Origin of the sequence: Zavarzinia aquatilis (assembly GCF_003173035.1) — a bacterium.
Lineage (GTDB): Bacteria > Pseudomonadota > Alphaproteobacteria > Zavarziniales > Zavarziniaceae > Zavarzinia > Zavarzinia aquatilis.
The window spans coordinates 118,804-142,136 of sequence record NZ_QGLE01000003.1; the positions used below are offsets into that span (position 1 = coordinate 118,804).

Annotated in this window: 22 protein-coding genes; 13 read left to right on the forward strand and 9 right to left on the reverse strand. The window is 66.8% G+C overall.

Features of this window, described 5'->3' with window-relative positions; genetic code table 11:
- Nucleotides 1-11: 11 nt before the first annotated feature.
- Nucleotides 12-716, forward strand: coding sequence for a response regulator transcription factor (locus DKG74_RS06800; RefSeq protein WP_243404044.1), 705 nt, complete (start codon nt 12-14; stop codon nt 714-716).
- A complete protein-coding gene (locus DKG74_RS06805) occupies nt 713-2,269 on the forward strand; it encodes a sensor histidine kinase (RefSeq protein WP_109904008.1) in 1,557 nt (518 codons plus the stop codon). The genes DKG74_RS06800 and DKG74_RS06805 overlap by 4 nt, the downstream gene beginning before the upstream one ends.
- Before the next feature lie 6 nt (nt 2,270-2,275).
- On the opposite strand, the gene hemN is transcribed toward DKG74_RS06805, so the two are convergent.
- On the reverse strand, nt 2,276-3,616 hold the full coding sequence (gene hemN, locus DKG74_RS06810) for an oxygen-independent coproporphyrinogen III oxidase (RefSeq protein ID WP_109904010.1): 1,341 nt from the start codon (nt 3,614-3,616) through the stop codon (nt 2,276-2,278).
- A 181-nt stretch (nt 3,617-3,797) separates the two neighbouring features.
- On the opposite strand from hemN, the gene DKG74_RS06815 reads away from it, so the two are divergent.
- Together DKG74_RS06815 and DKG74_RS06820 are read left to right on the forward strand one after the other, a co-directional pair.
- Nucleotides 3,798-4,460: an OmpW/AlkL family protein gene (locus DKG74_RS06815; RefSeq protein WP_109904012.1), complete on the forward strand. Its 663-nt coding sequence runs from the start codon at nt 3,798-3,800 to the stop codon at nt 4,458-4,460.
- Between the two features lie 326 nt (nt 4,461-4,786).
- Nucleotides 4,787-4,984 carry a hypothetical protein gene (locus DKG74_RS06820; RefSeq protein ID WP_109904014.1) on the forward strand — a complete coding sequence of 66 codons (198 nt, stop codon included), beginning with the start codon at nt 4,787-4,789 and terminating at the stop codon, nt 4,982-4,984.
- Nucleotides 4,985-5,094: 110 nt separating this feature from the next.
- Here the strand turns inward: DKG74_RS06820 and DKG74_RS06825 are convergent, their stop codons facing one another.
- The gene (locus DKG74_RS06825) at nt 5,095-5,817 is read right to left on the reverse strand and encodes a DUF599 domain-containing protein (RefSeq protein WP_165837567.1); all 723 of its coding nucleotides are present in this window, start codon (nt 5,815-5,817) and stop codon (nt 5,095-5,097) included.
- Between the two features lie 157 nt (nt 5,818-5,974).
- Here DKG74_RS06825 and ahcY point away from each other — a divergent pair, with 157 nt between their 5' ends.
- On the forward strand, nt 5,975-7,270 hold the full coding sequence (ahcY, locus tag DKG74_RS06830; RefSeq protein ID WP_109904018.1) for an adenosylhomocysteinase: 1,296 nt from the start codon (nt 5,975-5,977) through the stop codon (nt 7,268-7,270).
- 62 nt (nt 7,271-7,332) lie between these two features.
- Here the strand turns inward: ahcY and DKG74_RS06835 are convergent, their stop codons facing one another.
- From DKG74_RS06835 to DKG74_RS06845, 3 genes are read right to left on the reverse strand one after another with little or no spacing between them, the layout of a single operon-like run.
- On the reverse strand, nt 7,333-9,789 hold the full coding sequence (locus DKG74_RS06835; protein ID WP_133251520.1) for a DUF4132 domain-containing protein: 2,457 nt from the start codon (nt 9,787-9,789) through the stop codon (nt 7,333-7,335).
- A 33-nt stretch (nt 9,790-9,822) separates the two neighbouring features.
- Nucleotides 9,823-10,257: a hypothetical protein gene (locus DKG74_RS06840; RefSeq protein ID WP_109904022.1), complete on the reverse strand. Its 435-nt coding sequence runs from the start codon at nt 10,255-10,257 to the stop codon at nt 9,823-9,825.
- Between the two features lie 32 nt (nt 10,258-10,289).
- Nucleotides 10,290-10,967, reverse strand: coding sequence for an acyl carrier protein (locus DKG74_RS06845; protein WP_109904024.1), 678 nt, complete (start codon nt 10,965-10,967; stop codon nt 10,290-10,292).
- A gap of 152 nt (nt 10,968-11,119) precedes the next feature.
- On the opposite strand from DKG74_RS06845, the gene DKG74_RS06850 reads away from it, so the two are divergent.
- On the forward strand, nt 11,120-11,749 hold the full coding sequence (locus tag DKG74_RS06850) for a thermonuclease family protein (RefSeq protein ID WP_109904026.1): 630 nt from the start codon (nt 11,120-11,122) through the stop codon (nt 11,747-11,749).
- 12 nt (nt 11,750-11,761) lie between these two features.
- Here DKG74_RS06850 and DKG74_RS06855 read toward each other — a convergent pair whose 3' ends face one another.
- Nucleotides 11,762-12,469 (reverse strand): Crp/Fnr family transcriptional regulator, encoded by a 708-nt coding sequence (locus tag DKG74_RS06855; protein WP_165837568.1) that lies wholly within the window; start codon nt 12,467-12,469, stop codon nt 11,762-11,764.
- Between the two features lie 148 nt (nt 12,470-12,617).
- Between DKG74_RS06855 and DKG74_RS06860 the strand changes: the two genes are divergently transcribed.
- The 7 genes from DKG74_RS06860 (at nt 12,618) to DKG74_RS06885 (ending at nt 17,468) form a co-directional block, all read left to right on the forward strand.
- Nucleotides 12,618-13,451 (forward strand): sterol desaturase family protein, encoded by an 834-nt coding sequence (locus tag DKG74_RS06860; protein WP_109904030.1) that lies wholly within the window; start codon nt 12,618-12,620, stop codon nt 13,449-13,451.
- A gap of 207 nt (nt 13,452-13,658) precedes the next feature.
- Nucleotides 13,659-13,796: a hypothetical protein gene (locus tag DKG74_RS21665; protein ID WP_165837569.1), complete on the forward strand. Its 138-nt coding sequence runs from the start codon at nt 13,659-13,661 to the stop codon at nt 13,794-13,796.
- Nucleotides 13,786-14,256: a hypothetical protein gene (locus DKG74_RS06865; RefSeq protein WP_133251521.1), complete on the forward strand. Its 471-nt coding sequence runs from the start codon at nt 13,786-13,788 to the stop codon at nt 14,254-14,256. The genes DKG74_RS21665 and DKG74_RS06865 overlap by 11 nt, the downstream gene beginning before the upstream one ends.
- Nucleotides 14,253-15,332 (forward strand): RNA ligase RtcB family protein, encoded by a 1,080-nt coding sequence (locus DKG74_RS06870; protein ID WP_109904034.1) that lies wholly within the window; start codon nt 14,253-14,255, stop codon nt 15,330-15,332. The genes DKG74_RS06865 and DKG74_RS06870 overlap by 4 nt, the downstream gene beginning before the upstream one ends.
- Nucleotides 15,329-15,955, forward strand: a complete 627-nt coding sequence (gene prfH / locus DKG74_RS06875; RefSeq protein ID WP_109904036.1) for a peptide chain release factor H — start codon at nt 15,329-15,331, stop codon at nt 15,953-15,955. Before DKG74_RS06870 ends, prfH begins: the two co-directional genes overlap by 4 nt.
- Before the next feature lie 78 nt (nt 15,956-16,033).
- A complete protein-coding gene (locus tag DKG74_RS06880; RefSeq protein WP_109904038.1) occupies nt 16,034-17,128 on the forward strand; it encodes a PLP-dependent cysteine synthase family protein in 1,095 nt (364 codons plus the stop codon).
- Between the two features lie 10 nt (nt 17,129-17,138).
- Nucleotides 17,139-17,468: a hypothetical protein gene (locus DKG74_RS06885; RefSeq protein WP_109904040.1), complete on the forward strand. Its 330-nt coding sequence runs from the start codon at nt 17,139-17,141 to the stop codon at nt 17,466-17,468.
- Between the two features lie 3 nt (nt 17,469-17,471).
- Here DKG74_RS06885 and DKG74_RS06890 read toward each other — a convergent pair whose 3' ends face one another.
- From DKG74_RS06890 to DKG74_RS22170, 3 genes are all read right to left on the reverse strand, one after another.
- Nucleotides 17,472-17,798: a YnfA family protein gene (locus tag DKG74_RS06890; protein WP_109904043.1), complete on the reverse strand. Its 327-nt coding sequence runs from the start codon at nt 17,796-17,798 to the stop codon at nt 17,472-17,474.
- 14 nt (nt 17,799-17,812) lie between these two features.
- Nucleotides 17,813-18,835, reverse strand: a complete 1,023-nt coding sequence (locus DKG74_RS06895; RefSeq protein ID WP_109904045.1) for an NAD(P)/FAD-dependent oxidoreductase — start codon at nt 18,833-18,835, stop codon at nt 17,813-17,815.
- A 102-nt stretch (nt 18,836-18,937) separates the two neighbouring features.
- Nucleotides 18,938-23,134 carry a beta strand repeat-containing protein gene (locus tag DKG74_RS22170; protein ID WP_109904047.1) on the reverse strand — a complete coding sequence of 1,399 codons (4,197 nt, stop codon included), beginning with the start codon at nt 23,132-23,134 and terminating at the stop codon, nt 18,938-18,940.
- Nucleotides 23,135-23,333 lie beyond the last annotated feature (199 nt).

The window sequence follows — 23,333 nt, forward strand, 5'->3', positions numbered from 1 at the left end:
GGGTGAGACTGATGGCGATCATGGCTGCCCGCATCCTCATCGTCGACGACGACCCCCATATCCGCGAGTTGCTGGCCTTCGCCCTCGCCAAGGCCGGCTACGACTGCCGCGAGGCGGGCGATGGCGAGGCGGCGCTGGCCGCCGCCGCGCGGGAGGCGCCGGACCTTCTCGTCCTCGACATCAACATGCCGCGCCTCGACGGGCTCGAGGTCTGCCGCCGCCTGCGTGCCGCGAGCGAGGTGCCGATCCTCTTCCTCTCCTCCCGCGACGACGAGGTGGACCGCATCGTCGGCATCGAGATCGGCGCCGACGACTATGTGGTGAAGCCCTTCTCGCCCCGCGAAGTGGTGGCGCGTGTGGGTGCCATCCTGAAGCGCAGCCGGGCAAAGGCGCCAGCCGGGGCACCGGCCCCCGCCGCCCACGGCCGCCTTCGCCTCGACCGCGAGGGCTGGGCGGCGCTGGTTGGCGAGATGGATGCCGGCCTGACCGCGACCGAATTCCAGCTGCTGGCCATTCTCGCCGCATCGCCCGCCCGCGTCTTCACCAGGGACGAGATCATCGACCGCCTGCATGGCCCCGGTTTCGCCGTCACCGACCGCACCATCGACAGCCACATCCGCCACATCCGGCGAAAGCTCGCCGCCCTTGGCCTTGAAGATGCCATCGAGACGAGGGCTGGCATCGGCTATCGCCTCGGCCCCTGCGGTGCCCGGTGATCGGAAGGCTGAAAGCCGCGATCAAGCGGCGCTGGCCGCCCTTGCGCCTGCGCGTGATCCTGACCCTCGTGCTGCTCTTCGTTTCGGTCCTGCCGGCGGCGGGGGCGGTGTTCCTGCGGGTGTTCGAGAATACGCTGGTGCGCCAGACCGAGGCCGAGCTGATCGCGCAGGGCGCCGTCATCGAAGCCGCGGTCGCCGCCGCCCTCGGCCCGCTGCCGCCAGCCGAGGAGCCGCCGGACTACGATCCCCAGCCCCTGACCATCGACCTCAACACGATGGACATAGGGCCAGAGCGGCCGAAGGGCGTGCCGGCCGGCCCGGCCGATCCCGCCCTGCTGGCGGCGGCGCGGGCGGTGGCACCCGTCGTCAACCGGGCCAGCCAGTCGACCCTCGCCTCCATTCGCCTGGTCGATGCGGCGGGAATCGTCGTCCTCGGCCGGGCCGATGTCGGCCTGTCCTATGCCGCTTTGCCCGAGGTCCGGGCGGCGCTGGCGGGCGAGAGCCGTTCGGTGCTGCGCCGGCGCGGTGACTACGCCCCGCGTTACACCTTCGAGATGCTCAGCCGGGCGGCAGCGATTCGGGTGCATTACGCAAGGCCGGTGATCTTCGGGGGCAAGGTGGTCGGCGCCCTGCTGCTGTCCCGCTCCCCCCGGGCGCTGTTCCGGGGCATCTATGACGATATCGGCAAGATCGCGGCGGGCAGTGCCGCCGGGCTTCTGGTGGTGATCGGCCTAGCCGGGGTCCTGAGCCGGACCATCACGCGGCCTATCGAGGAACTGGGCCGGGCGACGGCGGATATCGCCGCCGGCAAGGGCTTCATTCCCGAAACCCCGCAGACGGCGGCGGTGGAGATTCGCGCCCTGTTTCAGGATTTCCGGGTGATGGCGGCGCGGATCGAGCGGCGCTCGGCTTACCTGCGGGATTTCGCCGCCGCGGTCAGCCATGAATTCAAGACGCCGCTGGCTGGCATTCGAGGCGCGCTCGAATTGCTCGAAGACCATGGAAAGACCATGTCCGAGGCGGAGCGGCGCCGCTTCCTCGCCAATGCCGCGGGCGATGCGGCGCGGCTGACCCAGCTGGTCGGCCGGCTGCTCGATCTCGCGCGGGCGGACATGGCGCGCTTCGGCGATGATGTGGCGACCCCGGTCGAGGCGCCCTTGCGCCGGATCGCCGATGCGCTGCGGGGCGGGGATTTTTCCGTCGAATGCACCGATCTGCCCTGGCCCGAGGCCGCGGTGCCGGCCGATGTGCTCGAAGCCGTTTTCGCGATTCTGCTGGAAAACAGCCGTCAGGCCGGGGCGCATAAGGTTACGGTCGCGGCCCGGCGCGCGGCGATGCGGGTGCTGGTCGAGGTCACGGACGACGGCGCCGGCATTGCGCCCGGCGACCGCGCCCGCCTGTTCGAGCCCTTTTTCACCACGCGCAGGGCAGCGGGCGGCAGCGGCCTTGGCCTTGCCATCGCGCGGGCGCTGCTGGCGAATGCGCGGGGCGATATCGTGCTGGCGGACAGCGCGGCCGGGGCGTGTTTCCGCCTCGACCTGCCTTCTGTCTGATCGCGGTCAGGCGGCGCGGCCAGCCATGGGCTCGGGCGCGGTGAAGCGGTCGTCGAAACAGGCGGCGACCTTCTGCACCAGGGCGCGGGAATCCGGGTCGATGGCGACATGCGCACCCTTGCAGGTCACGACGCCTTCGGCTTCCAGCATGTCCAGCCGCGACCAGGCATCGTTCACGAGGCCGGGGTCGAGGCGCAGGGCCGCCGCAACCACGTCGACATCGACCTGATAATCGCACATCAGCCGCTCGATCACCGCGCGGCGCAGCCGGTCCGAGGCGGACAGGGCGATGCCGCGGGTTGTCGCCAGCGTGCCCTGTGCCACCGCCTTGTGCCAGCTGTTGATGTCGGGCGTGTTCTGGGCATAGCCGCCGGGCAATTCGCTGATCGACGAGGGGCCAAGGCCGATCAGGACATCGGCATTATCCGTGGTGTAACCCTGGAAATTGCGGTGCAGCCTGCCGCTGGCGGCGGCGGTCGCCAGCGTGTCGCCGGGCTTCGCGAAATGATCGAGGCCGATCGCTTCGTAACCCGCGGCGACGATGGCATCGAAAGCCGCGGTCGCCTGGGCGTGGCGCTCGGCCGGGCCGGGCAGGGATTCCGTGGGGATCAGGCGCTGATGCGGCTTCAGCTGCGGCACATGGGCATAGCCGAACAGGGCGAGCCGGTCGGGCGACAGGGTCAGGATCTTCTCGACCGTATCGAGGAGGCTGTCCACCGTCTGCCAGGGCAGGCCATGGACGAGGTCGATATTGATCGAATTGATGCCGCGCCGACGCAGGCCATCGACCACGCGGGAAATGACGGAGAAGGGCTGGATGCGGTTGATCGCCTGCTGCACCCGGGGATCGAGGTCCTGACAGCCGATGCTGGCGCGGGTCATGCCAGCGGCGGCCCAGGCGTCCAGCTTCTGATCGTCGAGGTCGCGCGGGTCGATCTCGACCGCGATCTCGGTCTCGGCGTCGATGATGAAGCGGCCACGCAGGCCGGTCATCAGATGCTCGATATCGCGCGGGCTGAGGATGGTCGGGCTGCCGCCGCCGAAATGGAGATGGGCGATACGGGGCTTCCGCCCCATGCTCTCGGCGATCAGGCTTGCCTCCGCGGTCAGGGCCGCGACGTAGCGCGTAACCGGTCCCGAGCGGTTCATCACCTTCATGTGGCAACCGCAGAACCAGCACAGACTGTCGCAATAGGGCACATGCACATAGAGCGACAGGTCCTGGTCCTCCGGCAGGCGATAAAGCCAGTCGGCAAAGGTTTCGCCGTCGATCCCGGCATGGAAATGCGGGGCCGTCGGGAAGCTCGTGTAGCGCGGGTAGCGCCCGGTCAGATGCGTATCAGCCATGTGACCAATGAAGCGCCGCGCGCCGCAGTTTCGCTTTGATCCAGGTCAAGCGAGCAACGGGGGGTTGGTCCATTTCGTCGCAGTTTCGGCGAATTGACTTTAATCAACGCTTAACCCCGGCACTGGCTCCACATTCCGAACCGCGGGCGACAGTCGTCATGTCGCCACGGAGGGAAGAACGATGAAGCACAACGTCAAGGCGGGCCTGTCTGCTGCCGCCATTCTCGCTGCCGGGCTGGGGTTCGGCCTTGTCGACACGACCGCTGCGCAGGCGGCGGAACAGAGCCCGTGGATGATCCGCGGCCGCGCGCTGATCGTGCTGCCGGAAGAGGATCTGACGGGTAGCAATTCCGCGGCGCTGAACGGTGCCGATGTCCAGATCGACGATTCGGTCGTGCCGGAACTCGACATCACCTATTTCTTCACCAAGAACATCGCGGCCGAGCTGATCCTGGGCACCACGCCGCATGACGTGAAGGCGAAGCGCACCGCGCTTGGTGATCTTGACCTCGGCAAGACCTGGCTGTTGCCGCCGACCCTGACCCTGCAGTATCACTTCGCGCCCGAAGCCAAGATCCGGCCCTATGTCGGCGTCGGCGTGAACTACACGATCTTCTACGGCCAGGACGGCGAGAAGGCCCCGGTCTCCAAGGTCGAATACGACAATGGCTTCGGCTGGGCGCTGCAGGCCGGTGTCGACATTCCGCTCGACGACCACTGGGCCCTGAACGTCGACGTGAAGCAGATCTTCCTGTCGACCACCGCGACCGTGAACGGCGCGATCAAGGCCGACGTGGACATCAACCCGCTGCTCGTCGGTTTCGGCGTCGGCTATCGGTTCTGATCACTCGAGAGGCACTACGCCGGGCGGCCTCCTCCTCCCCATCCCTGCCGCCCGCGCGGCTCTCTCATTCAGCGGCCCTTCGGGGCCGCTTTTTTTTGGTCCTCAAGGCGGGCCCTTCGGGGCCGCTTTTTTTTTGCCCCCCTTCACGGCAATGAAATATTGCGGTGCAATATTTCGCCGTGCAAAATGATCTGGAACCAATCCCGGGGGGTCCGGGTTAATTGGGGGTGACGGCAAAACAAGGACAGGTTTTCTGTCCTGATGCGCTGTCCGGGGCGCCGGTCCCCGTCGGCTGGCTGTACCTTGGGGAATTTCGAGAGTCTGAAATGATTATCGAGCTGAAGCAGAATGACCGCGTGCTGGCCACCGACGTTGTGACCGCGACCGAGACCTTCGAGGCCCGCCACCTGAAGTGGGCGGAGCGCAAGGCGTCGGAACTGGCCCTGAAGGGCGATTACGAGATTGCGCTGAAGACCCTGGCCGGTTCGGTCTGGGCCCATCAGACCTGCGCCAAGGCGGCCTGATCCGCCGCGCTCCCCCTCCGGTGCCCGGCACCGAAGGGGAGGCGAGCTGACCTGCCGGCGCAGCCAAGCGCGCTGCGCGGCGGTCCTGGCCCCCAGGGGGCCTGATGATTTCAATAACGGGTCAGCTTTCTTGCCTCAGTCCTTATGGCCACCGCCGTGTGCGAGCTTATCTGGCGCCGCAGCAGGATCCAGATAATCGCGACGATCGACGCCATGAAGGCGATGGGGCCGCCAAACCAGAACAGGCAGGCGGCCGCGAAATAATAAGCCCTGACCCCGGCGTTGAAGGACTCGGCCCCGGCCGAGAGCACGGTCGCCGTCAAGTCCGCCAGCACTTCCGCCTCTTCCCGGTCGGTCTGCCCCGGCGGCGGCGTCGCCCCGATCAGGGCGATGGCGTAATTGAACTGGCGCAGCGCCCAGGTGAAGGCGAAAAACCCCGACACGAAGACGACGAGCGGCAGGGCCATCTTCAATTCGAAGAAGGCGCGGCTGGTCTTCACCGTGAAATCCAGTCCCTCGATCGCCGGCTGCATCGAATCGAGACTGGCCATGGCGCCGACCAGCGCCGCCGCGACGAGAACCGTCGTTGAGGCGAAGAACGAGGTCGAATTCATCACATGGCCCAGCAGGGCGGCATCGGCCATGCGCATGTCGCGCTTGGCCATGCATTGCATCCAGTGCCGCCGCACCAGCTTCATGGTGAAATTGATCGTCCGGTAACGCCGGCCCAGCAGGTTCAGCAGCCGCTGATAGAACAGCCAGGTCGCGACGAAGAGGGTGATCGCCACGATATCGAGGGGCGTGAAGCCGAAAGTGTCGACGAGGGTCTGCATGGCCCCGACTCTAGCAGAGTCCTGTCGCCTGACCATGGCGGCGATTGTGCATCAACACATAAAGATGTCTTTATCTCGTTGCTTGCGCCCGGCGCCGCCGGCTGGTATGAGAAGGGCCTGATGTGCGCCCCCGGCGCCCGACGCAAGGACAATCGACATGGCCGCTTTCACCGATTTCAAGGTCAAGGATCTCTCGCTCGCCGACTGGGGCCGCAAGGAAATCCGCATCGCCGAGACGGAAATGCCCGGCCTGATGGCCCTGCGCGAGGAATATGGCGCGTCGCAGCCGCTGAAGGGCGCGCGCATCGCCGGCTGTCTGCACATGACCATCCAGACCGCCGTGCTGATCGAGACGCTGACGGCGCTCGGCGCGGAAATCCGCTGGTCGTCCTGCAACATCTTCTCGACCCAGGATCAGGCGGCGGCGGCGATCGCGGCGGCCGGCATCCCGGTCTTCGCCTGGAAGGGCCTCTCGGAAGAGGAATTCTGGTGGTGCATCCATCAGACCGTGAAGGGCCCGGACGGCTGGGTTCCCAACATGATCCTCGACGATGGCGGCGACCTCACCGTCCTCATGCACAATGAATATCCCGAACTGATGGAAGGCGTCTTCGGCCTCTCGGAAGAGACGACGACGGGCGTGCACCGTCTCTATGAAATGTACAAGGCGGGCACCCTGAAGGTGCCGGCGATCAATGTGAACGACAGCGTCACCAAGTCGAAGTTCGACAATCTCTATGGCTGCCGCGAGTCGCTCGTCGACGGCATCAAGCGCGCGACCGACGTCATGCTGGCGGGCAAGGTCGCGGTCGTCGCCGGTTACGGCGACGTGGGCAAGGGCTCGGCCGCCTCGCTGCGCGGCCAGGGCGCCCGCGTGATGGTGACCGAGATCGACCCGATCTGCGCCCTGCAGGCCGCCATGGAAGGCTATCAGGTCGTCACCATGGAAGACGCCGCCCCCCTCGGCGACATCTTCGTGACGACGACCGGCAATATCGACGTCATCACCCTCGACCACATGCGCGAGATGAAGGACCGGGCGATCGTCTGCAACATCGGCCACTTCGACAGCGAAATTCAGATCGCCGCCCTGCGTAACTACAAGTGGGAAAACGTGAAGCCGCAGGTCGACGAAGTCGTCTTCCCCGACGGCAAGCGCCTGATCGTCCTCGCCGAGGGCCGCCTGGTGAACCTCGGCTGCGCCACCGGCCACCCCAGCTTCGTGATGAGCGCCTCCTTCTCGAACCAGGTCATCGCCCAGATCGAGCTGTTCAAGAACCACAAGAATTACGAGCGCAAGGTCTACATGCTGCCCAAGCACCTCGACGAGAAGGTCGCCCGCCTGCATCTCGCCAAGCTCGGCGTGAAACTGACCACGCTCTCGGCCCAGCAGGCCGACTACATCGGCGTGAAGGCCGCCGGCCCGTTCAAGCCGGAACACTACCGCTATTGATATGCGCCGGCCTTACGGGGCTGGTTCAAGGAAAAGGCGGCGCCGCAGGGTGCCGCCTTTTTTTACAGCTGATGGAGTATCGACGGGTCCTTGATCCTGCTCTCGTCTACCAGCAGGAACGCCTTGGCGACAATTTCCGACAGAATGTTGTCGCCGACGAAGGGCAGCCGGATGTTGTCGATTTCCTTCGCCTTCTGGTCGGCCACGATGCAGAGGTAGCGGTTGCTCTGCATGATCTGGACATTGCCGGAGCCGAGGTGAATGGCGTATTTCTGCCGCTGCCCCTGAACGATCAGGGCTCTGTCCGCTACTTCGAGCTTGTCGGCGATCGAAAGCCTGGGCGCGAGCCAGGCCATCAGCGCCCGGCGGGTGGCGGCCGACTGATTCAACTCGCCGAAGGCCCATCGCCTCCAGTAGCCGGCATGTCGGCCGTCTGGGCCGCCATCGGTCCAGTTTGGATCATTGGCGACGCTGGTGACGGCGACAAAGAGATCGGCGTCCCGCAGCACTTCGGAAAAGACCACCGGCGGAATCTGCTCCAGCGCGACTGCGCCGCCTTCGGCGTCGTTGAAACACACTCGATCCGACGACAGGTAGTGCGCGACGCCGGACGCCATCCGTGGCCCTTCGTCGATCATCGAGACATGAAAGACGGCGGTCAGGGATTGTCGCGGCAGGGCCAGCGCAGGGCTGTTGCCGCCATTCCAGGCGCCCATCAGGGCATATGTCCAGCCCCGCGCCTGACACAGGGCCTTGAACTGGTGCTGGCGCAGGATGTGGGCGGCAAAGCGGTTGGAATAGACGCGCGTCGCCCGTTCGGCTTCCGTCAGCACATAAATTTCGCGATGCGCCTGCTTCAGGGCTTGTGTCGGCCCGTGTTCCAGAATGCGGCGCCGCCAGGCCAGCACGGTTTGCTGATCGCCGTTCAGCGGATGCCATAATCGCACCCGCGCCTGCGGATCGAAGGCGCGGAGGGTGCCCGTCACATCCCGAAGTCCCTCCCCATCCGGCATCACGACATGGTCGCCGATGGACCAGATCAACGAAACGACGATGGGGCGGCGCAGGGGATGCCGCAAGAAATACTTGCTCCAAGTCTCGAAGGCCCAACTCCGGTTCTCCACCCAGGACTGTTCAAGCCGGACGACCTGGGTCTGGCGGGCGCCCTCGAGGTCCTTGATCCTCTGGCGACAGGCGGAGAGAGCATCGCCGTGGACAAGTTTCACCTCAGACGGTGGCGCCTTCACAGGCTTGCCCGCGGCGCTGTACCATTGCTGCGAAATGCCTGTCGAATGGACCCGAAGCTCGACCCGCGCTCCGCCGAATGGCACGACGAGGGCGGAGCTTTCGTCCAGCCCAAATGTGGGCAGGCCGTGGTCCTCCATGTTCTCGACCGAATGGCCGCGCTTGTCCGCCAGATCGGCCAGGCGTTTGTCGATGATCTTGCGCGCCGAAGGGTATTGTATCCTGGTGCGTAATCGAAAGAGTTCAGCCGCCGCGCGGGGCTCCCCGGCCATTTCCGACAAGGTCCAGAGCGCGGCGTTGCCCAGCCGGACCGAGCGCGGACCGAGGAGCGTGATCTTGCTGAAGCATGTTTCGGCGAAGCTTCCGACCTCCCCCGCGAGGGGGGCGTGGTCGAGATGCGGGATCAGCCACAGCAGCCCCTTCAGAATGTCGAGGCTTCGATCCGGATGCTCCGGGTCGGGTATCGTTTCCTTCAGGAGTTGAGAGATCCGCTCCGACAGTATTATACGGCCGATCTTGTCGACGAGCCTCTGGCTCGCTGTCAGCCATCCCTTGCGCGGCGCGGTGCCGTCGCCCACCTCGGCGCAGAGGAGGGCGAGATCCCGCCATATGCTGGCCTTGCCCTCTGCCAGCGTCGCCATCCACCGCTCGAAATTCTCGGCGAAAGCGCCGACCGGCAATGGCCGGTGATCGCCCTCAGGTGGGTCGATCAGGGTGGTGATGCGCTCGATCACCTGCAGGTCGAACTTGGTTGGAATATGATATTGCAAGCGGTCTCCCCGTGCACGGGCGCGGATGCGGCCGAGCACCGAGATCAGGTCGGGCGTCAGTGGATGTTCGCTCGACAGGTTTTCGACTGTCTGCAGCATCCACCGGCCGGGCCAGCCGTGGGCGAGAGGCTCGTTCTGCACAAGCCAAGCTTCGAGCATCTGGTGAATCTGCGCGGGCGAGAACGGCAATCCCCTTTGCAGGCTCTGGCTCAGGACTTGTCGCGAAATTTGTGTCGCGAGGAGTTCGATCGTCCCGCCTTCCCGAGCGCGACGCTCGGCCAATTTGGGTTCAAGGGTCGCCAGTGCCACCGCGATCTGCAATGCCGGCGGCTCTTTCGTCAGCGCCCGCCAACGATCGGATACGTCAAGAGTTACCTGAACGCTCGGCCTGTTGGCCGAAACCTCGTCCCAAATTTTCAGGAGAATGCTGTCCGCGTTTCCGGGCGCCGACGGGGTCGCCGAAGCCGGAAGACCATCGCTCGAGGGTGGGCGACCTTCGGTCACGATGCGGCCTTCCCTTTGTCAGCCGGGTGATTCTCAACCGCCCTGCAGCGGCGTGAGGTTGAGGAAGACCGCTTCACTTTCCGGTCGCAAAACCAGTTCTTCGTCGAGATCGCAGATCTGACGGCCGTCGAGCAACATGATGAAACCCCCGCGAGCGAAGGCGGAAAAGGCGCGCAGGACTTCCTGTTCCATTTCCGGCGGCCTGAAGCCCGGACGATCTATTGAAGGCATCGGGTTCATCGTCATCTCCGGGGCGGTGGGCGGCATGTCGATGATGAAGGAATGCGAGCGGGCAAGGGTGGCTGTCTGAGGCCTTTGCCTCAACGCTTCGACTTCGGCCGCTACCTTCGACCGGATGATGTCCCGCCCCGATACACGCTCGGACGCGACGCGAAGTTCGGCGCCCCGCCGTGCGCCCGGAACCCCGGCGCCGAAATATTCGTCCACGATTTTCAGGGTCGTAACCATGGCAGTTCTGTTTTCTCCGGCAGCCGGTGAGGTCATGAGCCCGTCAATCGCGTGTGACGGGCGATGTCCGCCGCGGGCACATCGCCATAGTCGGACGCGATGACGCATAGCCTGTTCCAGATGGCCTGTTCGTCCAGCCGTGCGCCCAGACGGGCCAGTCTGACCGGGTTCCGGTCGGCCACGTCGCGGGCGAGGTCGCCGAGGGTGACGATCCGCCCGGGCAGGCGGTGCGGCCACAGGCGGGGCAGGGCGAGAATGGCCAAAGCCAGCGCGAAGGCGAGGCCGCCGGAGAGGCCCGCCTGGTAAGTACCGCCGGGAACGGCAATCAGAAGGGCGAGCCAGCCGAGCAGGAAACCCATGGTGATTTCGGGCGGTGGCAGGGCGAAGCCGGTATCCGCTTCGATCACGCGCCGGAGCCTGACGTGCGAAAGGTGACGCAACGCCCCGATCGGTGTCGAGGGGCGCAAGGTCAGGCCCGGCACATGGGGCCGAAGGGCGGCGCGCAGGCGCCAGAAGGCGATGGCGGTCGGACAACCCTTGCCGCGCTCGGCTTCCGCCGGCAGACGGGCGACGAGCCGGTCCTGCAGATCGCCCATGGTGAAGGATTGCCGCAGCTCCGCCGGCGTGAGGTGCGTATCGAAGGCGGCTTCGATGTCGCCGATCATGCCCGCGACGTCGAGACCATCCCAAAGATCGAGAGAGACACGCATGTCGAACCGCCCTGCCAGACGCGCCGAGCGTAGCCGGCAGGGCACCACTTGCCAAGATTGCACCGTGGTGGCGATGGCTGGTGGCCCGGCCACACCATGTCGCCGCCTTGCCTCGAACAATTTCTTAAGCCCTGTAGCGCCAAGATCGGTGGATGTCCGCGGACCGGAAATTCGTCTTTCAGCGTGCTCGCGGGCCCCGCGCCGGCAAGGCCGCGGCGCGCGTGTGGCGGCGACACGCGCGCCGCCGCGCCGCCTGGTACTACTGGCTACGGATACTGGTGCTGGGCGTGCCCTTGGGCGCGGTCGGCGGTTATCTGGCGGCCCATCCTCAGGAAGTCGCCTCCCTCTTCGCCGAACCGGCGCAGCCGGTGGGCGGGGTGACGGGGCGGGCGGCGGTCGTCGATGGCGATACCATCATGGTCGGCGATCTGGTCATCCGGCTCGATGGTATCGACGCGCCGGAAAGCGGGCAGGTCTGCGAGGCGGCCGGGACGGCCTATGATTGCGGCCGGGCGGCCGAGCTCTTTCTGAGGGGGCTCGTCGCTTTTCGCACCGTGACCTGCTCGACGGGGGAGTTGGACCCCTACGGCCGCACCCTCGGCTTCTGCACGCGGGAGGGTGTCGATATCAACCGCGCCATGGTCGCCGCCGGCTGGGCGCTGGCCTATCGCCACTATACCGGGCGCTACGCGGCGGCGGAGGACGAGGCGCGGCAGCAAAGTCTCGGCCTGTGGCGGGGTCGCTTCGACAAGCCCGAGGACTGGCGCCACGCGCGTCCCTGAACGGATATCCCCTCATCCCCCCGCCGTCACCGGCATGAGCACCGCGCGTTCGGCGAGCCAGTCGGCGAGGCGGGGGCGGTCGGGCAGGGTGAGGCGGCCGTAGCCGATCTCCACCAGGCCTTCGGCGGCGAGGCGGCGCAGGGCCTTGCCGATCGAGACGCGGGAGACACCGAACATCGAGGCAAGGTCGTCCTGCACCAGGGCGACGCTGGCCGGGGCCGAGGCTGGCGCGTGCTGGCGGGTCATGGCCAGCAGATGCTTGGCCAGCTGTACCGGCAGGGGCAGGCGGCGCAGGTCCTCGGCGAATTCGATGAGGGCGTGCAGCCGCCGCGTCGCGAGACACAGAAGCGCCCAGCCCAGCTTCGGGTCGGCGTCATAGAGCGCCATGACGCGCGGCGCCGAAATCTGGTCGATCACCACCTCGCCGATCGCCACCACGTCATGGGTGCGGGGCAGGTCGGCGAACAGCGTGAATTCCCCGAAGCAATGGCCCGGCCCGAGGATCGAGGTCGTCGTATAGGAGCCGTCCGCGCCCGGATTGCCGATCCGCACCGTGCCCGAACGAACGACGGAGAGGCCGGGCTTGCGGTCGCCCCGGGCATGGACCAGCGCGCCATCCGGGTAATGCACCGGAACGGCAGCCGAGAGCAGCGCCGCCTTCGTCGCGGGCGGAAGCAGCGGCAGAAGCGCCGGCGTGTCGAGATCGAAGATATCGGTCATGGCGCCCCGTTCTCCTGCTTTTCCCTCGGGCGTGAAATTATTCCGATCATGGCATAATTGATAACAAGTTTGCATTCTCGCGCGCGGAACCGGCCTATCCCCAAGGCATCAAGAACAAGGGCCGCGCGGCCCGGGGAGCGAGAGCGCCATGGAAACCAAGGACATCGCCATATTGGGCATCTTTCTGGGCGTCGCCCTGACCGAGGCCTGCGTCACCGGCTTCTTCCGCAAGGCGGCGCAGAAGCCGGGCGACGGCATGGTCGAGGCCCTGAGCTTCGGCGCGCTGCTGCTGGTCTCCATGCCGGTGGGCCTGATGGGCGGGGCCTTCATCGCCAGCCAGTTCGCGGCGCGGGATGCGCTGGCCAACTGGCCCCTGCTGGCGCAGATCGGCCTGTTCCTCGTCTTCGACGACATGTTTCAATACTGGTGGCACCGCCTGTCCCATTCGGTGTCCTGGCTCTACAAGCTGCACCGGCCGCATCACAACGCGGAATACATGTCGGTGCGCATCGTCTACCGGAACAATTTCTTCTATTACCTGCTGATGCCGTCGCTGTGGCTGTCGGGCGCGCTGGTCTATCTCGGTCTCGGCCCGGTCTATGCCGTCTATGCCGTGGTCAAGATGGCGGTGATCATCGGCGCCCATTCGGATGTGCGCTGGGATGCGCCTCTCTACCGGATCAAGTGGCTGTCGCCCCTGATGTGGCTGGTCGAGCGCACGATCTCCACCCCCGCGACCCATGCCGCCCATCACGGCAAACATGCCGCCGACGGCATCACCAACTACAAGGGCAATTTCGGCAATCTGCTGTTCTTCTGGGACGTGCTGTTCGGCACCGCCAAGATCACACGCCGCTATCCCGCAGAGTTCGGCGTCGAGAACCTGCCGCCGACCACCGTGGGCGAACAGATGCTGCGGCCGCTGCTCCATGCCCCGGCGGAAGCCAAGGCCGAGGCGGTGCCGGCCGGAAGCCGGGCCTGACATCAGGCTGTTGCCGGCCGGCACAGGGAAGCCGGCCGGCGACGGGCCCTGTCGCGCGGCCGTCTTGAATTCGCGGCTGGATTGCCGTAGGGTGCGGCCTCGCCAATTTCGGCATGTCCCCTGGATCGGAAAGGAGAACGTCATGCGCGCAGCGCCTCGCCGACACATGACACAGCTTTCTTTCCAGATCATCCAGGGGCGAATTGCATGGGCAATTCCTTCTCGGGCGAGAATTCTCGCCTGATTGTTTCGCCGGGCCTTCGGGGCGGCGAATTCACCATCGACCATCAGGGCCGCCGGCCACAGCCGATCTTCCGCACGGGGGAGGGCCGCCATGCGCGCTGACATGTTCAAGGTCATCGTGGAGCGGCCGCGCGTCGGCTCGCGTCACGCCCCCTCGCCAAAGCTGAAGCGGCTGCGCGATCCGGGCGTCAGCCAGATCGGCCTCGGGCGTCATGCCCTCGTCGGCACGCGCTACGCCAAGGGTCTCAACGAGAATCTGGCGCCGCTGGCGCGGTTTCTGCGCAGCCGGCTGGGGCGGCGCTGGGATGCCGTGTTCAGCGAAATCTGCGCCGGTCTCGACACGCGGAGCACGCTGAAGAGCCATGTCCGTCTTCATCTCGATGACATCGTCCTGTCCCGCATTTCCATCGGGCGCCGGGGCGAATGGCTGTCCGACGGCCGGGTGATCGGGGGGACCGGTCGCGGGGGTCGGCGCTTCTTCGTCGATCCCCGCGACGGCATCCTGAAGGATTGCGGCGCCCTGCCGGCGGCGAACCGGCCGCGGAAAGGCGGTGCGCGATGAGCGAAGCCCCGATCCGCGTCATCGCCGCCGATCCCGCCCGGATCGACCCGGTCGCCCTCGAACAGCTGCGTGGCACCGCGACCCTCGACGGGATCGAGCGGGTCGTCGGCCTGCCCGATCTCCACGCCGGGCGCGGCATCGCCGTCGGCGCCGCCTTCTGGTCGCCCGACCGCCTGTTTCCGCATCTGGTCGGCAGCGACATCGGCTGCGGCATGGCGCTGTGGGAGACCGACCTGCCGGTGCGGAAATTCAGGCCCGACAAGGCGGAACGCAGCCTTCACGGGCTCGATACGCCCTGGGAAGGCGCAGGGGAGGACAGCGAAGGAGGCGCCGCACTCGGCACGATCGGCGGCGGCAATCATTTCGCCGAATTCCAGCGGATCGAGCGTATCGTCGACGACGCCCGCTTCAACGCGCTCGGCTTTCGCGCCGACCGCCTGTGGCTGATGGTCCACAGCGGCTCGCGCGGGTTGGGTCAGGCCGTGCTCGACCACTGGCGGGCGCGCGGCTGCGAGGGCGGCCTCGCCGCCACCGGCGCCGATGGCATCGCCTATCTCGCCGACCACGACCGGGCGGCGGGCTGGGCCGTGCTGAACCGCGAGATCATCGCGCGGCGCTTCTGCGCCAAACTGGGTCTTGCCGGCGAATGCCGCCTCGACATCCTGCACAACAGCGTGACGCCGCATCGCGGCGGCTGGCTGCATCGCAAGGGCGCGGCGCCGGCCGACCGGGGTCTCGTGGTCATTCCCGGATCGCGCGGCGATTTCAGCTATCTGGTCGAGCCGCTGGCGGACCACGCCGACGATGCCCTGCATTCGCTGGCCCATGGCGCCGGGCGGCGGTGGAGCCGGTCCGACGCCCACGCCAAACTCTCCAGACGCTTCAAGGCCAGCGACCTGGAGCGGACCGCGCTGGGCGGCCGGGTGATCTGCGAGGATCGCCGGCTGATCTTCGAGGAAGCGCCGGAAGCCTATAAGGACATCCACGACGTCGTCGGCGCCCTGGTCGGGGCCGGGCTCGTCCGCGTGATCGCCCTGCTGCGCCCGCTGCTCAGCTACAAGACGAGGCGGACATGAGCGAGATCGTCCTGCATCTCTCCGCCGGGCAGGGGCCGGCGGAATGCCGCTGGGTCGTCGCCCGCCTCGCCCTCGTGTTCGAGGACGAGGCGGCGCGGGCCGGCGTCCGCTGCACGCTGCTCGAGGCGGCCGAGGGCAATCCCGCCTCCCTCCTCGTCAGCGTGACGGGCGAGGGGGCGGAAGCCTTCGCGGCGGCGCGGACGGGCACGATCCTCTGGACCGGCGCCAGCCCCTTCCGGCCCCATCACCGGCGGCGCAACTGGTTCGTCGGCGTCTCCCGCGTGCCGCCGCCCGAAGAATTCGAGGGGCTGCGGGACGAGGACGTCACTTATCAGGCGATGCGGGCGTCAGGGCCGGGCGGCCAGCATGTGAACAAGACCGACAGCGCCGTCCGCGCGATCCACAGACCGACCGGCCTCGCCACGGTCGCGCAGGATCAGCGCTCGCAGCACGCCAATCGCAAGCTGGCGCGCCTGAAGCTTCTGGTGATGCTGGCCGAGCGGGAGCAGGACAGCGAGCGCGCCGGTCGCCACGCCGGATGGCTGCGCAACCGCAATCTGGAGCGCGGCAACGCGGTGCGGACCTATGCCGGACCGAATTTCGAGCCGAGGGCCGTGCCGTGATCCCTCACAAGAAGCTCGTTTCCGGGGGCCATGCCGCTCTATCCTCGCTGCGACCCAACGAAGGGGAGGGCGCGCCCGATGACCATTGACGATCTCGCCCTGCCGGATTGCCCGGACCGGAGCTGGACCCGCCGCGCCATCGAGCTGCTGCAGGGCGACCGCCGCCGCTCGGCCGATACCCATCTGCTGAAACCGGTGTTCAAGGGCCTGAAAGGCATCTCGGTCTATTTCAAGGACGAGTCGACCCATCCGACCGGCAGCCTCAAACACCGGCTGGCCCATTCCCTGTTCCTCTATGGCATCTGCAACGGCCTGATCGGCGAGGGCACGCCGCTGGTCGAAGCCTCCTCCGGCTCGACCGCGGTCAGCGAGGCCTATTTCGCGCAATTGCTGGGCCTGCCCTTCGTCGCCGTCATGCCGCGCGGCACCAGCAAGGTGAAGGTCGAGGCGATCGAGCGGTTTGGCGGGCGCTGCCATTTCGTCGATGGCGCGGGCGAGGTCTATGGCGTCGCCGCCGGCCTCGCCCGGGAGCTGGGCGGCCATTACCTCGACCAGTTCACCAATGCCGAGCGGGCGACCGACTGGCGCGGCAACAACAATATCGCCGACAGTATCTTCAGCCAGCTGCAGGCCGAGCCCCACCCCGTGCCCGACTGGATCGTGATGAGCGCCGGCACCGGCGGCACTTCGGCCACGCTCGGGCGCTATATCCGCTATCGCAATCTGGCGACGCGGCTCTGCGTCGCCGATGTCGAATATTCCGCCTTCTACGAGGCCTTCGTGTCGGGCGACGGGGGCGCCACTTGCGACCGCTCGTCGAGGATCGAGGGGGTGGGCCGGCCCCGGGTGGAGCCGTCGTTCATTCCCGGCGTGATCGACCATATGATCCGCGTGCCCGACGCCGCCTCGATCGCCGCCGCCCATGTCCTGTCCGAGCGGCTGTTCCGCCGGGTCGGCGGCTCCACGGGGACGAATTTCCACGCCCTGTGCCGCCTCGCCGCGGGCATGATGCGCGAAGGGCGGGAAGGCGCCCTTGTCACCGTCATCTGCGACAGTGGCGACCGCTATGCCTCGACCTATTTCGACGAGGGCTGGCTGGCGGCCAACGGCATGGAGCTGGCGCCCCACCGCGCCCGGCTCGAACGTTTTCTCGATACCGGCGACTTTGTCTGAGGACGATCCGATGCAGTTTCATCCCCTCGCGACCTTCAGCGGCATCAAGTCGGTGCCGCTGCTCGCTGTCACCTACAACGGTCTGGTGCCGCGCCTCGCGCTCGAGGACGGGGTGGTGATCATGCGCGTCTTCCGCAGCGGGCGGATCGCCATCGCCGATCTCGACAAGGTGACGGTGATGAAGGGCATGGGGCTTCTGGTCTCGCTCTATCCGAAAGCCGGCTGGCGCTCCTTCAGCGCCAATTTCGCACGGGCCGAGGCGATCCGCTTCCTGCAGGCGCTGCGCGCGGCGGGCGCCCCGCTCGACGACAAGGCCAAGGCCGCGCTCGCCGCCGGCTGAGGCTCAAGCTCCCCGGGGCGCCAGCAGGATGATCGCCGCGCCGCCGAGGCAGAGCGCGGCGCCGAGGATGTCGAAACGGTCGGGCCGCGCCCCCTCGACCAGCCACAGCCAGGCAAGGGAGGCGAGGATATAGATCCCGCCGTAAGCCGCATAGGCGCGGCCGGCGTAATCCGTGTCCACCCTGGTCAGCAGGGTCGCGAAGAGGATCAGCGACAGCACCCCGGCGACCAGCCAGGGTTTGGGCGCGCCGAGCCGGAAAACCGCCCAGAAGGCGAAGCAGCCGGCGATTTCGGCGAGAGCGGCGAAGGCGAAGACGACGAGGCCCGACATCCGTGCGGCTCCGGTCAGGCGGCGCCGGGCACGCCCCGGGTGGTCGAATATTCGAAATGCACCACCTTGTCCGGGTGGACATGGGCGTGGGCGGCATGGGCGGCGGCGGCGGCTTCGGCGAAGCCCGACAGGATCAGCTTCAGCTTGCCCGGGTAATGGGCGATGTCGCCGACGGCATAGATGCCGGGGACCGAGGTCGAGCAGTCGCGCTGTTCCACGAGGATGCGGCTGTCGTCGAGGCCGAGGCCCCAGTCGGCGATGGGGCCGAGGGTCATGGCGAGACCGTAGAAGGGCAGCAGCACATCGGCCGGAAGCACCTTCTTCTGGCCGTCCAGCGTGGCGACGCGGACGCCCGACAGGATGCCGCCCTCTCCCTCCAGACCGTCGAGCTGATAGGGCACGACCAGCTCGACCTTGCCCGATTTCGCCAGTTCGTCGAGCTGGCGCAGCGATTCGGGCGCGGCGCGGAATTTCGGCCGGCGGTGCACGAGGGCGACCGAGGCCGCGACCTCGGAAAGGCTCAGGGCCCAGTCGACCGCGCTGTCGCCGCCGCCCGCGATGACGACCCGCTTGCCCCGGAAATCCTCGCGCCGACGCACCAGATATTGCACGCCCTTGCCGGCTTCATAGATGTCGAGCCCGTCGAGCGGCGGCCGGTTCGGCCCGAAGGCGCCGCAGCCCGCCGCGACGATGACCGCCCCGGCCTCGACCACCGCCCCGCCCGAGGTGGCGAGGCGGAAACGCCCGCCCTCCAGCGGCGCCAGCGTGGTGACCTGCTGGTCCAGCAGGTAATAGGGCGCGAAGGGCGCGGCCTGCGCTTCCAGCCGGTCGATCAGGGTCTGGCCGTCGATGGCCGGATGGGCCGGGATGTCATAGATCGGCTTTTCCGGGTAAAGCGCGGCGCACTGCCCGCCGATGGCGTCGAGGGCATCGAACACCACCGCCTTCATGCCCAGCATCCCCGCCTCGAACACGGCGAACAGGCCGACCGGCCCCGCGCCGATGATGGCGACGTCGGTCGAGAGAATGTCGGACATGGGCCTGATGCTCCTCGTGAACCCGCAAAGGCCGCCACCATGGCGCCATGGCGCCGAGGATTCAAGCGCGGGGCGACATCGCGGGGCGAAGTCTCTGGTCGGTCACACGAACGTGTAGTCGCTGGCATGGATGGCGGCGGCATTGGTGAAGGTGATCACCTCGTGAAGCGAGCCATCCGCCGCATTCACCTGCCAGTGGGTTGCATCGACCTGTACGAAACTCGCTCCCTGCGCCGCGGTGCCGAAGCCGGTGAAGCGAAGCGTGTCGCCGGCCGAAGCGCCGTTGCCGGCGAAATCGGTCACCCTGTCGCCCTGGCTCTGCCTGGCGGCGAAGACGAAGGCATCGTTGCCGGAGCCGCCGGTCAGCGTATCCGCGCCGGTCCCGCCGTCGAGCGTGTCGGCGCCGCCGCCGCCATTGATGACATCGTCGCCGCCGAGACCCGAGAGGGCGTTGGCGCCGCCGCCGCCGGTCATGACATTGGCGGCGGCATTGCCCGTGCCCGACACGGTCTTGCTGACCGAGATGGTCAAATTCTCGAATCCGCTGGCCAGTGTGAAGTTGATCGAGGTTCGCACCGTGTCGATCCCGTCGCCGCCCGCTTCACTGAGCACGTCGCCGGCATTGTCGACGACATAGGTATCGTCGCCGAGGCCGCCCCGCATCTTGTCGGTGCCGGTGCCGCCATCGAGCGTGTCGTTGCCGGCACCGCCCACCAGTGAGTCGTCGTCGGCATTGCCGGACAGCATGTCGTTGCCGTCGCCGCCGTCGAGCGTGTCGTTGCCGTCACCGCCGCCCATCACGTCGTCGCCGCCCATGCCGAACAGCCGATTGGCGACGACGTTGCCAGTCATGGCATTGCCCAGGGCATTGCCGGTCCCCGTGGTTGTCGCCGTGCCGTACTGGACGAGATTTTCGACCCCGTCGCTCAGGGTGTGGGTCGCCGTGGTATGGACCGTGTCGACGCCGCCCCCGTCGGTCTCGTCGACGACGTCACCCAGATTATCGACGACATAGATGTCGTTGCCGAGGCCACCCCGCAGCGTGTCGGCCCCCTTGCCGCCCGACAGCGTGTCGTCGCCGCTGCCCCCGGTAACGATATTGACCAGCGTATTGCCGGTGCCGGAGAAATTGCCGGTGCCGGCGAAGCTCAGATTCTCGAAATTGCTGGCCAGGGTGAAGAAGGCGCCGGTGGTGACGATGGTATCCATGCCCTCGCCGCGCCGCTCGGACAGGGTATCGGCGCCATCGACGACATAGGTATCGTCGCCAAGCCCGCCCAGCAGCGTGTCGGAACCGGCACCGCCGTCCAGCCGATCGTCCCCGGCGCCGCCGTCGAGGACATCGTCCCCGCCATGGCCCTGAAGCATGTCGTTGCCGCCGAGGCCGGAAATCGAATCCGCGTCCTCGGCGCCGTCGAGCACGTCGTCCTGTTCGGTGCCCAGGATTCCGTTGACCTCCTTGCCCTCGAACACGATCTGTTCAATCGAGACGAGCGTGTCGGTTCCATCGGGCGAACGGTAGCGCAGATCCCGGATGGTCCGGCTGCCGTCGCCATTATCGGTGATCCGGTAATCGCTCTGCCGGCCGGAATAGACGGCGGTATCGGTGCCCTCGCCACCGTCCAGCCGGTTGTTGCCGCTGTTGCCGGTGATCCGGTTGTCCAGCGCATTGCCGACGGCGTCGATATCATTAGGTCTCGCGGTGTCCCAGTACCAGTATTCTACCGTGGCGTCGAGCAGGACCATGTTCTCGACATTGTCGGCCAGGGTGAAGGTATTGGCAGAGAGCAGAGGAGCTCGCCGGATGACGTCGACATAGACCGTATCCACGCCTTCGCCCGGGAGTTCCACGGTCCCTGTGGTTGCCCCGCGAACCATATAGACATCGTCACCCCGACCGCCATAGAGGGTACCGGTTCTGGCGCTCAGCGTGTCGTTTCCGTCCATCCCGTAGAGCGAGACATAATTGGCCGCAGAAGAAATGCGCTCGTCGTCGCCGGTACCGACGAAATAGTTGTGATTGAAATCGAGAGCGATGGTGTTTCCGTCGAAGAACAGATGTTCGACGGAAACCAGCGTATCGGTGCCATCGGGGGCTCCCTCCCTCAGGTCCACGACGGTCTGGCTGCCGTCCCCGTTGACGGTGATGGTGTAATCCGACCGCTTGCCGGAGAAGACGGCGGTATCGTCGCCCGCGCCGCCGTCCAGGGTGTCGTTGCCGCCGCCGCCGCGCAGCCTGTCGTCCCCGGCGGCCGCGCGGATGACGTCGCCGCCGCTGCCGCCGCTTATTTCCACATGCTCGATACCGATAAAGCTCGTGCCGTCGCTGGCGGTCGTCAGATTGTCCGGGCCGGCCGACAGGTCGATGGTGAAGGCGCCGGTCAGATCGCCGCGGTCAATGATGCCGCGGTCGTCGCCCGCGCCGCCATCCAGATGGTCGACACCCTGGCCGGCATCCAGCACGTCGTTGCCTGCCCCGCCGGCAAGTATGTCGTCGCCCGCGGCGCCGGTGAAGCGGTCGTTGCCGGATGCCCCCCGCAACGTATCGTTGCCGGTATCGCCGATGATGGTGAACTCTTCCACGGCGGTCACCGTGGTGCCGTCGCTGGCCGTGGCCGTGGCCCCCGGTCCGGCGGAAAGGTCGAGCGTGAAGTCGAGGCCCAGCCTGCTGCGGTCGATGATCGCCCGGTCCCGGCCGGCACCGCCGTCCAGGCGATCCGCGCCCAGCCCGCTTTCCAGCACGTCGTCGCCCGCGCCGCCGGTCAGCGTATCGCTCCCCGACCCGCCGTGCAGGTGGTCGTGGCCGTCGCCGCCGTCAAGGGTATCGTTGTAGCCGCCGCCGTACGTATAATCGCTGCCGAACAGCCAGTCGTCGCCCGCTCCGCCTTGCAGATTGCCGCGCCCGTAAGCGTTGAAGTAATCGTCACCGGCGCCGCCGCGGATGTTTGAGACGCTGTTGCTCTGCCCGACGTTGAACCGGTAATACTCGATCCCGATGAAGGTCGAGCCATCGGAGGCTGTCGCCTGCACATCCGGCCCGGCCGAGAGATCGACCGAGAAATTGGCGACACTTCTGGAGATGATGGCGACATCGTTGCCGGCGCCGCCAACAAGCCGTTCGGCGGCATCGTCGTTACTCGCGGAGTATATGGTATCGTCGCCGGCCCCGCCGTCGAGTGTGTCCTTTCCGACGCCGCCCCAGAGCAGATCGTCCCCATCGCCGCCATTCAGCGCGTCGTCGCCGCCATTGCCCTGCAGGTAGTCGTCTTCGCCGCCGCCGTTCAGCATGTCGTCGCCGCCATTGCCCTGCAGGACGTCGTCTCCGCCGCCGCCGTTCAGCGTGTCAGCCTCGCCCACATCCGGATCGGGATCTACGCCGTTCCGCTGAAAGGGGTCGATATCGCCGTAGATGACATCATTTCCGTCGCCGCCGGAAAGCGTGTCGAAGCCGCGCAGACCATAGAACTTATCGTCGCCCGCGCCGCCCGTGATGTCGTCATCGGGCTCGCGGATGAGGATGGCGTTATAGTCGGCGTCATATTCATAGTTGAGGGAGGCATTGTGACCCCATATCTGGAAGCTCTCGATGCCGATGAAGGTGGTGCCGTCGCTGGCCGAGACCAGGCTGTCTGGCCCCGGGGACAGGTCAACGTGGAAGGAGGCCCCGGAAGAAATACGGTCCACCCAGGCGAAATCGAAGCCCGCCCCGCCGTCGAGGTCGTCCGCATCGCCCGCATGGAGTGAATCGTCGCCGGCACCGCCGAACAGGGCGTCGTGACCCGCTCCCCCTGAGAGGGAGTCGTTACCGCTGCCGCCGCGGATCATGTCGTCGCCACTGCCGCCGCTGATCGAGAAGCTCTCGACATGGATGAAGGTCGAGCCGTCGCTGAAGGTGGTCAGGACATCCGGCCCGCCCGACAGGTCGACGGCGAAGGCAACGGAGAGCGAACTCCGGTCGACCATTGCAAGATCGGCGCCGTCGCCGCCGTCGACATGGTCTATGCCCTTGTCGGTCAGAATTCTGTCGTCGCCGGCCTCGCCATAGAGGTTGTCGTTGCCTGCTCCGCCATCGAGGTTGTCGTTGCCTGCTCCGCCATGGAGATCGTCGTCACCGGCCTCGCCATATAGAACGTCGTTGCCTGCTCCGCCATCGAGGTTGTCGTTGCCTGCTCCGCCATGGAGATCGTCGTCACCGGCCTCGCCATATAGAACGTCGTTGCCGTCGTAGCCCGAAATCACATCGGTGCCATCCGTGCCATACAACCAATCGGGACCGCTTGTGCCGGAAACTGTAGCCATCTCATAGCCTTGCTGATCGGTTCAACGGGTGTGTCGGCGCCAATTGTCCCGGAACGCTAGTGGTCCGGCATCACCCTAACGGGTTAGAGCATCCGGGCTTTCAAGCCATTCCGGCGATATTTCCGTGACGGCCGGCGTTCCGGCGTCGCGAGGAAGCGCCATCCTGGAGCCGCATTCGACGGGAACGGCGGGTGGCCGC